At 59.8% G+C, this 9,686-nt stretch carries 9 protein-coding genes; 7 read left to right on the top strand and 2 right to left on the bottom strand.

Features of this window, described 5'->3' with window-relative positions:
- Positions 1 to 210: 210 nt before the first annotated feature.
- Together LMJ30_RS04350 and LMJ30_RS04345 are read right to left on the bottom strand one after the other, a co-directional pair.
- On the bottom strand, positions 211 to 2,298 hold the full coding sequence (locus LMJ30_RS04350) for a 3-hydroxyacyl-CoA dehydrogenase NAD-binding domain-containing protein (RefSeq protein WP_229431122.1): 2,088 nt from the start codon (positions 2,296 to 2,298) through the stop codon (positions 211 to 213).
- Between the two features lie 173 nt (positions 2,299 to 2,471).
- The gene (locus LMJ30_RS04345; RefSeq protein WP_267869554.1) at positions 2,472 to 4,124 is read right to left on the bottom strand and encodes a 3-(methylthio)propionyl-CoA ligase; all 1,653 of its coding nucleotides are present in this window, start codon (positions 4,122 to 4,124) and stop codon (positions 2,472 to 2,474) included.
- Between the two features lie 289 nt (positions 4,125 to 4,413).
- Here LMJ30_RS04345 and LMJ30_RS04340 point away from each other — a divergent pair, with 289 nt between their 5' ends.
- From LMJ30_RS04340 to LMJ30_RS04310, 7 genes are all read left to right on the top strand, one after another.
- Positions 4,414 to 5,808: a protein adenylyltransferase SelO gene (locus LMJ30_RS04340; RefSeq protein ID WP_229431121.1), complete on the top strand. Its 1,395-nt coding sequence runs from the start codon at positions 4,414 to 4,416 to the stop codon at positions 5,806 to 5,808.
- An 8-nt stretch (positions 5,809 to 5,816) separates the two neighbouring features.
- Positions 5,817 to 6,212, top strand: coding sequence for a peptide-methionine (R)-S-oxide reductase MsrB (msrB, locus tag LMJ30_RS04335; protein WP_229431120.1), 396 nt, complete (start codon positions 5,817 to 5,819; stop codon positions 6,210 to 6,212).
- Between the two features lie 7 nt (positions 6,213 to 6,219).
- The gene (locus LMJ30_RS04330; RefSeq protein WP_229431119.1) at positions 6,220 to 6,855 is read left to right on the top strand and encodes a septation protein A; all 636 of its coding nucleotides are present in this window, start codon (positions 6,220 to 6,222) and stop codon (positions 6,853 to 6,855) included.
- Positions 6,852 to 7,130: a BolA family protein gene (locus LMJ30_RS04325; protein WP_229431118.1), complete on the top strand. Its 279-nt coding sequence runs from the start codon at positions 6,852 to 6,854 to the stop codon at positions 7,128 to 7,130. Before LMJ30_RS04330 ends, LMJ30_RS04325 begins: the two co-directional genes overlap by 4 nt.
- A gap of 108 nt (positions 7,131 to 7,238) precedes the next feature.
- Positions 7,239 to 8,015, top strand: coding sequence for a peptidylprolyl isomerase (locus LMJ30_RS04320; RefSeq protein ID WP_229431117.1), 777 nt, complete (start codon positions 7,239 to 7,241; stop codon positions 8,013 to 8,015).
- 74 nt (positions 8,016 to 8,089) lie between these two features.
- A complete protein-coding gene (locus LMJ30_RS04315) occupies positions 8,090 to 8,866 on the top strand; it encodes a peptidylprolyl isomerase (RefSeq protein WP_229431123.1) in 777 nt (258 codons plus the stop codon).
- Positions 8,867 to 8,933: 67 nt separating this feature from the next.
- On the top strand, positions 8,934 to 9,419 hold the full coding sequence (locus LMJ30_RS04310; protein ID WP_229431116.1) for a GNAT family N-acetyltransferase: 486 nt from the start codon (positions 8,934 to 8,936) through the stop codon (positions 9,417 to 9,419).
- Positions 9,420 to 9,686: the final 267 nt, after the last annotated feature.

Below are 9,686 nucleotides of genomic sequence, written 5' to 3'. Positions count from 1 at the left end.
TCTATTTTTGCGATCGAAATTTCGGTTCTCTCGATCTAAGAAAAGAGGAATAAAATGCCATTCATGTGTTCACGATGTCTCCCGACAAGTGTTCACCATGTCCCCCGGCTATACAAAGCGCAGCGCATCCACCGCTTTGATTTATCGTTGGGGACTCGGCGGATGCGGGCTTTGCCCTTATCCGCCCTACCCAAGCATCCAGTGAAACAATCAGCCGTTAAACCCCTTGCCCTCGGCAGCCAGCTTGACCATGAGTGGCGCAGGCGCCCACGCATCGCCATGGCGGCCCTTCGCGTACTTTTCCATGGCCATCAACACATTCGACAGCCCCACCTGGTCGGCATAGAACATCGGGCCGCCGCGGAATACCGGGAAACCGTAGCCGGTCAGGTACACCATATCGATATCCGAAGCCCGCATCGCGATGCCTTCATCCAGGATGCGCGCACCCTCATTGACCAGCGAATACACCAGTCGCTCGATAATCTCCTGGTCGCTGATCTTGCGGCGCTCGACGCCCAGGTCGGCCGAGTGCTTGACGATCATGTCATTGACTTCCTGCGATGGATAGGCCTTGCGGTCGCCTGCCTTGTAGTCGTACCAGCCACCGCCCGTCTTCTGGCCAAAACGGCCCATCTCGCACAGCAGGTCGGCATTCTTGGAATAGGTCATCTGCGGCGACTCGATATAGCGGCGCTTGCGGATCGCCCAGCCGATGTCGTTGCCCGCCAGGTCACCCATGCGGAACGGGCCCATCGCAAAGCCAAACTTTTCGATGGCCTTGTCGACCTGCTCCGGCAGGCAGCCTTCGTCCAGCAGGAAACCGGCCTGGCGGCTGTACTGCTCGATCATGCGGTTGCCGATGAAACCGTCGCAAACGCCGGATACCACGCCGGTTTTACGCAGCTTTTTCGACAGGGCCAGCGTCGTGGCCAGCACGTCCTTACCAGTCTTTTCCCCGCGCACAATCTCAAGCAGCTTCATCACATTGGCCGGGCTGAAGAAGTGCGTGCCGACGACGTCTTGCGGACGGTTCGTGAAGCTGGCGATCTTGTTCAGGTCCAGGGTCGAGGTGTTCGACGCCAGGATCGCGCCGGGCTTCATCACCGAATCGAGCTTGCGGAATACGGATTCCTTGACGCTCATTTCTTCAAACACGGCTTCGATCACGATATCGGCATCGGCGATCTCGTCATACGACAGGGTGCCGGTGATCAGGCCGACGCGCTGCTCGAACTTCTCCGCAGTCAGCTTGCCCTTCTTCATCGTGTTTTCGTAGTTCTTGCGGATCGTCGCGAGGCCCTTGTCGAGCGCTTCCTGCTTCGTTTCCACCAGCACCACCGGGATGCCGGCGTTGGCGAAGTTCATCGCAATGCCGCCGCCCATGGTGCCGGCGCCGATAATCGCGGCCTTCTTGATGGCGCGCGTCGGCGTGTCGGATGGAACGTCGGGTACCTTGCTGGCGACGCGTTCGGCGAAGAAGGCATGGCGCAGCGCCTTCGATTCCGGCGTCTGGATCAGGTGCAGGAAACGTTCGCGCTCGAACTTCAGGCCGTCTTCAAACTTCTTGGTGACGGATGCGGCGACGGTCTCGACGCACTCAAGCGGCGCCGGGAACGGACCAGCCATGGCCTTGACGGTGTTGCGCGAGAACTGGAGGAAAGCTTCGTGGTTCGGATAGTCGACGCTGCGGTCGCGCACGCGCGGCAGCGGACGCACGTCGGCGACCTTGTTGGCAAACGCAACGGCCGAGTCGATCAGGTTGGCGTCGGCAGCAAATACTTCATCGAACAGCGCAGTGCCGGCCAGCTTGTCGGACATGACCGGGGTGCCGGAAACAATCATGTTCAGGGCCATCTCCAGGCCGAGCACGCGCGGCAGGCGCTGCGTGCCGCCCGCGCCAGGCAGCAGGCCCAGCTTCACTTCCGGCAGCGCGATCTGTGCGCCTGGCATTGCCACGCGATAGTTGCAGCCGAGCGCCAGTTCCAGCCCGCCGCCCATGCACACGCTGTGGATGGCGGCAACAACCGGCTTGGTCGAGCCTTCGGCAACGTTGATCAGGGTGTGCAGCGTCGGTTCGGTGAGCGCCTTGGGCGAATTGAACTCCTTGATGTCGGCGCCGCCCGAGAACGCCTTGCCGGCGCCGGTAATGACGATCGCTTTCACGCTGTCGTCGGCCAGCGCCTTGCGGATACCGTCGACGGCGGCCGTGCGGGTCGCCAGTCCCAGTCCGTTGACCGGTGGATTGTTCAGTGTGATGACGGCTACGCTGCCATTGACCTGGTATTCCGCGCTCATGTCTCTTCCTTTATTAGTTGAACCAGCAGGTTCTCAACTATACATCACAATAGTACGGTCGTATTATTTTTTCCTCGGCTCGTCGTTCCCGCGAAAGCGGGGACCTATACCGGACGTGCAGCATGGCAAAGTCAGCTCAGCATGGGTTCCCGCGTCCGCGGGAACGACGAAGCTTACGCTGTCGGCAGTTTATGCTCCCGGAACTGCTCGCGCAGCTTGTTCTTCTGAATCTTGCCGGTGGCGCCCATCGGCAGCGCGTCGACAAACGCCACATCATCCGGCATCCAGAATTTGGCAATCTTCCCCTCGAAGAATCCCAACAACTCCTCACGCGACACATCCTGCCCCGGCCGCCTGACCACCAGCAGCAGCGGGCGCTCATCCCATTTTGGATGCGCCACGCCGATGCACGCGGCCTGCAGCACCGCCGGATGCGCCATCGCGATGTTTTCCAGGTCGATGGTGCCGATCCATTCGCCGCCGGACTTGATCACGTCCTTGCTGCGGTCGGTAATCTGCATGTAGCCGTCGGCGTCGATGGTTGCCACGTCGCCCGTGGGGAACCAGCCATCCTGCAGCACATCGCCGCCTTCATTTTTGAAGTAGCTCGAAATGATCCACGGTCCCTTGACCAGCAGGTGTCCGTAGGTGCTGCCATCCCATGCCAGTTCCTTGCCCTCGTCGTCGACGATCTTCATGTCGACCCCGAACACCGCGTGCCCCTGCTTCTGCAATATTTTGCGCTGCTCCTCCTGCGGCAGCAGCTTGTGCTTGCCCTGCAAGGTGCCGGTGGTTCCCAGCGGCGACATTTCCGTCATGCCCCACGCGTGAATGACCTGCACGTCGAGCTTGTCGATCAGCGTGTTCATCATCGCTGGCGGGCAAGCCGAGCCGCCGATGACGGTGCGGCGGAAGGTCGAGAACTTCAGGTCGTTCTGCAGCGCATGGTTGATCAAGCCGAGCCATACCGTCGGCACGCCCGCCGAGAAGGTGACGCCCTCGGCCTCGAACAGCTCGTACAGCGACTTGCCGTCAAGCGCCGCGCCCGGGTACACCATCTTGGCGCCGGACAGGAGCACCGAATACGGCAGGCCCCATGCGTTCACGTGGAACATCGGCACGACTGGCAGCACCGTGTCGGCCGAAGATACATTCAGCGCGTTCGGCATCGCCGAACCATAGGCGTGCAGGACGGTCGAGCGGTGCGAATACAGCGCGCCCTTCGGGTTGCCGGTGGTGCCCGACGTGTAGCACAGGGATGCGGCCGAGTTCTCGTCGAACTGCGGCCAGCTATAGTCGTCCGAGCTGCTGGCCATCAGGTCTTCGTAGCACAGCAGGTTGGCGATTTTGGTTTCCGTCGGCATGCGTTCGCGGTCGGCCATCAGCACGAAGGCCTTGACGGTCTTGCAGTGCGCAGCGACGGCTTCGATCAGCGGCAGGAAAGTCAGGTCGAAGAACAGGTACTGGTCTTCGGCATGGTTGGCGATGTAGGCAATCTGCTCCGGGTGCAGGCGCGGGTTGACCGTATGCAGCACTGCGCCCGAGCCGGACACCGCGTAATACAGCTCCATGTGGCGATAGCCGTTCCAGGCCAGCGTGGCCACCCGGTCGCCCATCTGGACGCCCAGGCCCTTGAGCACGTTGGCCATGCGGCGCGCGCGCTGGTGCAGGTCGCGGTAGGTGTAGCGATGCATGTCGCCTTCCACCCTGCGCGAGACGATCTCGGAACCGCCGAAATGGCGGGCGGCGTATTCGATAATGCTGGAAACAAGCAGGGGCTGGTTCATCATCTGGCCCATCACGGGGCTCATCGGGTACGACGTCATCGACTCTCCTGGTGTTAAGTAATTAGCATTGGAAAATTAGTTTCGTACGATCGTGCTAAAACAGTCAACGCATTTCGATGCTGCGCCGCAGCAGCTACCCATTGCGCATGAGTTACCGAATGTAAGCGCGATTCAATATGGGGGTGCGCACGAATAGAATCGGCCGTGTACGGTAAAATTCTGATATTGCCTCGGCTAACGAACAAGCATTGGAACTGCCATCACTTCCGACGACCTGCCCTTCTTCAATTCGTTCGCAGAATTACCTCCCGCGTTTTACACGCGCCTGATGCCGACCCCGCTGCCTGCGCCCTACTTTGTCGCCGCCAGCGCCAAGGCCGCGGCACTGATCGGGCTCGATGCGCCGGAGCTCGCGAATGAAGACCTTGTGGCCGTCTTCACCGGCAACAAGGTGCCGCCGCGCGCCAGGCCGCTGTCGGCTGTCTATTCGGGCCACCAGTTCGGCGTCTGGGCTGGCCAGCTCGGCGATGGCCGCGCCATCCTGCTGGGCGAACTGAAGGGGCCGTCCGGCCCGATGGAGCTCCAGCTCAAGGGCGCGGGCCTGACCCCGTACTCGCGCATGGGCGATGGCCGCGCCGTGCTGCGCTCGTCGATCCGCGAATTCCTGTGTTCCGAAGCGATGGCGGCGCTGGGCGTGCCGACCACGCGCGCGCTGGTCGTGACCGGTTCAGACCAGGGCGTCATCCGCGAAACCGTTGAAAGCGCCGCCGTCGTCACCCGCATGGCGCCCAGCTTCGTGCGCTTCGGCTCCTTCGAACACTGGTTCTACCGCGACAAGCCGGAAGAGTTGCGTACCCTGGCCGATTACATCATCCACACCTTCTACCCGGAACTGGCCGGCGACGACAACCCCTACAAGGCCCTGCTGGCCGAAGTCACACGCCGTACCGCGCACTTGATGGCGCACTGGCAGGCGGTCGGCTTCATGCACGGCGTCATGAACACCGACAATATGTCGATCCTGGGCCTGACCCTCGATTACGGCCCGTTCGGTTTCATGGAGGCCTTCAATTCGGGCCATATCTGCAATCACACCGACCAGCAAGGCCGCTATTCCTACGCCAACCAGCCGCAGATAGGCCACTGGAACTGCTTCGCGCTGGGCCAGGCGCTGCTGCCGCTGATCGGCTCGGTGGAAGATACCGAAGACGCGCTGGACGTCTACCGCCCCGAATTCGGCCGCCGCATGGACGAGCTGCTGCACGCCAAGCTCGGCCTTACGACATACAGCGAGGACGACAGCGCGCTGTTCGACGCCATGTTCAAGCTGATGCAGGACAACCACGTCGACTTCACCCTGTTCTTCCGCCAGCTGGGTAATTTGCGCGTGGAAGACCCCGGTGCCGACACCGCCATCCGCGACCTGTTCATCCACCGCGAAGCCTTCGACGCCTGGGCCGGCACTTACCGGCAGCGCCTGCGCGCCGAGCACAGCGCCGATTCTGCGCGCAAACAAGCGATGGACCGCACAAACCCTAAATACGTGCTGCGCAATTACCTGGCCCAGGTCGCCATCGAAAAGGCGCAGCAAAAGGACTTTTCCGAAGTCGCCCGCTTGCTGGCGGTACTGGAAAAACCGTTCGACGAACAACCCGGCAACGAGCACTACGCCGCATTGCCGCCCGATTGGGCAAGCCACCTTGAAGTCAGCTGCTCATCTTAAGGAAGATCATGGAAAACAAAGTTACTAAAACAGACGCCGAATGGCGTGAGATGCTCGACCCGATGGAATACCAGGTCACCCGCCATGCCGCCACCGAACGCGCCTTCACGGGCAAGTTCTGGGACCACCATGAACATGGTATTTACACCTGTGTATGCTGTAATACCCCGCTGTTTGAGTCGGACGCCAAATTCGACTCCGGCTGCGGCTGGCCAAGCTATTTCAAGGCACTGGACCCGGCCAATGTGATTGAAAAAGTCGACCGCAGCCATGGTATGCTGCGCACCGAAATTATCTGCGCCGTGTGCGACGCCCACCTTGGCCACGTATTCCCGGATGGCCCGCCGCCAACCGGCCTGCGTTATTGCATTAACTCCGCATCGCTGCGATTCGAACCTAAATAAAAAATCCATGAAATTCCTGTTCGACTTCTTCCCCATCCTGCTGTTCTTCGGCGTTTTCAAGCTGGGCGAGCGCAATCCGGATGCTGCCCACGGCATCTTTACGGAATACCTGTCCGGCATGATTGCAGGAGGTTCGATTACGCCGGACCAGGCGCCGATCATGCTGGCCACGGTCGTGGTCATTCTCGCGACGATGGCGCAGATTGCCTATGTCAAGCTACGCGGGCGCAAAGTCGACGGCATGCTGTGGATTTCGCTCGCCGTCATTACAGTGTTCGGCGGCGCGACGATCTATTTCCACGATGACACCTTCATCAAGTGGAAGCCGACGATCCTGTACTGGATATTCGCGTTTGCGCTGGCCCTCGCGCAATTCGGCTTCCGGAAAAACCTGATTCGCCAGGTCATGGAGCAAAATATCAAGCTGCCCGAGCCTGTGTGGGCCAAACTCGGCCTGTCGTGGATGCTGTTTTTCTTCCTGATCGGCGTGCTGAACCTGTTTGTCGCCTTCGTGGTCTTCAAGACCGATACCAGCGCATGGGTCAGTTTCAAGCTGTTCGGCCTGACGGGCATTTTCTTTGCCTTCATCGTCGGCCAGACCCTGTTTTTGTCTAAATACATTGAAGAAGAAGAAAAAGCATGAACGCAGCAGCTACCCGTCCCGACCGCATCCACGCCATGCTGACCGAGGCCCTGGCCCCTACCGTGCTTGAGCTGGCCGACGAATCCGCGCTGCACGCCGGCCATGCCGGGGCAGCTTCCGGCGGCGGCCATTACCGCCTGCGGATCGTCTCCGACAAGTTCGAAGGCCTCAAACTCGTCATGCGCCATCGTCTGGTGTATGATGCCGTGCACACAATGATGCACACTGAAATCCATGCACTTGCCATCACCGCGCTGGCTCCGTCAGAACTGTGAGCAAGAGTAACTCTTCAGTAAGTCTTAAGAAATCTGTTCGACAATTGAAACGCTAAGTAAAATAATTAATCTAATCTTGTCCGTAACTTTCCCCAACAGGAATTAATAATGACTTTCAAGCCTGCCCTGCTGTCCGCCCTCATCGCCGTAGTTGCTGTGCCAGCGTTCGCGCAAAACATCGCTGTAGTGAATGGCAAAGCCATTCCATCGTCCCGCGCTGAAGCGGTCGTCAAGCAGGTCGTGGCGCAAGGCCAGCAGCCGGATACCCCGCAGCTGCGCGAAATGATCAAGAAAGACCTGATCGCACGCGAAGTCATGATGCAAGAAGCCATCAAGCGCGGCTTCGACAAGGACGCCACCGTCAAGGCCCAGCTGGAAAACGTACGCCAGAGCCTGGTCGTCAACGCGCTGGCCAAGGAATACATGGCCAAGAACCCGATCTCGGACGCCGACATGAAGGCCGAGTACGACCGCTTCAAGGCACAGGCTGGCGACAAGGAATACCATGTGCGCCACATCCTGGTTGAAACCGAAGCCGATGCGAAGGCTGTCATCGCCAAGCTCAAGGCCGGCAGCAAGTTCGAAGACCTGGCCAAGACCTCGAAAGACGCTGGCACCGCGAACAACGGCGGCGACCTCGACTGGGCAACCCCAACCTCGTTCCCGAAGCCGTTCAGCGACGCTTTCATCAACCTGAAAAAGGGTGAAGTTGCATCGGCCCCAGTGCAGACGCCAAACGGCTTCCACGTGATCAAGCTGGACGACACCCGTGCCGCCAAGCTGCCATCGTTCGAGGAAGTCAAGCCGCAGATCGCCGAAGCAATGGCTCAGAAGAAGCTGATGGCCTATCAGGACGCAATGGTCAAGAAAGCCAAAGTACAATAATCCGCTTGCTCCGGCGCATTGCGCCGGCAGCAGTTCGAATCTTGTGATGTGTTGAATTAGATAGGATCTGAATGATGATGTTGAAACCAGCCCGCCTGCTGTTAGTTCTCGTCGCGATGGCTGCGGCCCCTGCCTTTGCGCAGAACGTCGCCACCGTAAACGGTAAACCAATTCCTGCTGCCAAGGTCGAGCAGATCGTCAAGCAGGTCGTTGCCCAAGGCAAGCAGACCGATTCCCCGCAACTGCGCGAAGCCATCAAGAAAGACCTGATCGCCCGCGAAGTCATGATCCAGGAAGCCGACAAGCAAGGTTTTGGCACCCGTGCCGAAGTCAAGCAAGCGCTGGAAAACGCGCGCCAGAGCATCGTCATCAACGCGATGCTGGCTGACTACGTTCGCAAGAACCCGGTCAAGGACACCGAAGCGAAGGCCGAGTACGACAAGTACAAGGCGCAGATGGGCGACAAGGAATACCACGCCCGTCACATCCTGGTAGCGACCGAAGACGAAGCCAAGGCGATCATCGCCAAGCTCAAGACCGGCGCCAAATTTGAAGAACTGGCCAAGCAGTCGAAAGACAGCTCGGCAGCCAACGGCGGCGACCTGGACTGGGCGAGCCCGGCCAACTACGTGCCTGAGTTCTCGAAGGCGATGGTCGCCCTGCAAAAAGGCGCGATCACCGATACCCCGGTCAAGACCCAGTACGGCTACCACGTCATCAAGCTGGAAGACACCCGCCCTGCCAAGATTCCTCCGTTCGAGGAAGTCAAGCAGCAGGTCAACGAATCGCTGCAACAGCGCAAGCTGCAGGCATTCCGTGAAGAGCTGATGAAGAAAGCAAAGATCCAGTAAGCTGGGTTTCTGCTTCACAGAGAAAGCGCTTCTACGGAAGCGCTTTTTTTATACCTGTCGAAAGCTGATGATGATGATTCGGGCGACTGCCGAAGAAGACTGGGAAGTGCTGAGGGAAATCCGGCTGGCGTCGCTGCTCGATGCACCCAGGGCGTTTGGGACGACGCATGCGGCCGCTGCGGCCAACAGCGAGGCCCAATGGCGGGACCGGGCCGCCGGACGTGGGCCGGCGCGGTTCGTGCTGGCATTTGTGGATGGGGTCGCGATCGGCATAGCTGGCGCGGTTGTCAGTGCGGCCGGTGAGTTGAACCTGATTGCGATGTGGGTCAAACCCGGGTCCCGAGGATCTGGCGCCGCAGCGGGCCTGGTTGAGGCGGTCAAGCAGTACGCCGTCTCGCGCGGCCATTCACGCGTCGTGCTTGACGTGTCATCGGAAAACCTGCGCGCGGCAGCGTTCTACCGCAAGCTGGGATTTGCGTTTTTGCCGGTGTGGGAGGCGCTTGAGAGCCATCCCGACATCACTGTTCAGAAAATGCAGTGGGTTTCACCGTAGGGCGGATAAGCGCAACGCGCGGTGGAGCAGGGGTTTCGAATTGCATGCGATTCGCCTGCGGAACGGTATCCGCTTGCAAGCGGATACTCCTTAGCAGAGCATCCGCCGAATTAGCGTCACGGCGGCGCACTTCGGCGGATGCGCGCTTGCGCGCTTATCCGCCCTTGTATCTTGTTCGAGTTAGTGGTTAGCTACTACTAACTGAGGTGAGGACCAGCTTGGATCCGCCCTGAAGGCTTGACCTTGAAATGTAGATGAAGCCCTTCA

It is taken from the genome of Massilia agrisoli, assembly GCF_020831365.1.
Taxonomy (GTDB): Bacteria; Pseudomonadota; Gammaproteobacteria; order Burkholderiales; family Burkholderiaceae_D; genus Telluria_A; species Telluria_A agrisoli.
The sequence above is the reverse complement of the archived record's forward strand: the minus strand, read 5'-3'. Positions and strand labels throughout refer to the sequence as shown.

What these genes read in the sequence shown, in the direction of transcription:
- LMJ30_RS04340 (WP_229431121.1), top strand. Translation starts at nt 4,414, where the DNA reads ATGCCGACCCCGCTGCCTGCGCCCTACTTTGTCGCCGCCAGCGCCAAG.
- msrB (WP_229431120.1), top strand. Translation starts at nt 5,817, where the DNA reads ATGGAAAACAAAGTTACTAAAACAGACGCCGAATGGCGTGAGATGCTC.
- LMJ30_RS04350 (WP_229431122.1), bottom strand. Translation starts at nt 2,298, where the DNA reads ATGAGCGCGGAATACCAGGTCAATGGCAGCGTAGCCGTCATCACACTG.
- LMJ30_RS04330 (WP_229431119.1), top strand. Translation starts at nt 6,220, where the DNA reads ATGAAATTCCTGTTCGACTTCTTCCCCATCCTGCTGTTCTTCGGCGTT.
- LMJ30_RS04325 (WP_229431118.1), top strand. Translation starts at nt 6,852, where the DNA reads ATGAACGCAGCAGCTACCCGTCCCGACCGCATCCACGCCATGCTGACC.
- LMJ30_RS04310 (WP_229431116.1), top strand. Translation starts at nt 8,934, where the DNA reads ATGATGATGATTCGGGCGACTGCCGAAGAAGACTGGGAAGTGCTGAGG.
- LMJ30_RS04315 (WP_229431123.1), top strand. Translation starts at nt 8,090, where the DNA reads ATGATGTTGAAACCAGCCCGCCTGCTGTTAGTTCTCGTCGCGATGGCT.
- LMJ30_RS04320 (WP_229431117.1), top strand. Translation starts at nt 7,239, where the DNA reads ATGACTTTCAAGCCTGCCCTGCTGTCCGCCCTCATCGCCGTAGTTGCT.
- LMJ30_RS04345 (WP_267869554.1), bottom strand. Translation starts at nt 4,124, where the DNA reads ATGACGTCGTACCCGATGAGCCCCGTGATGGGCCAGATGATGAACCAG.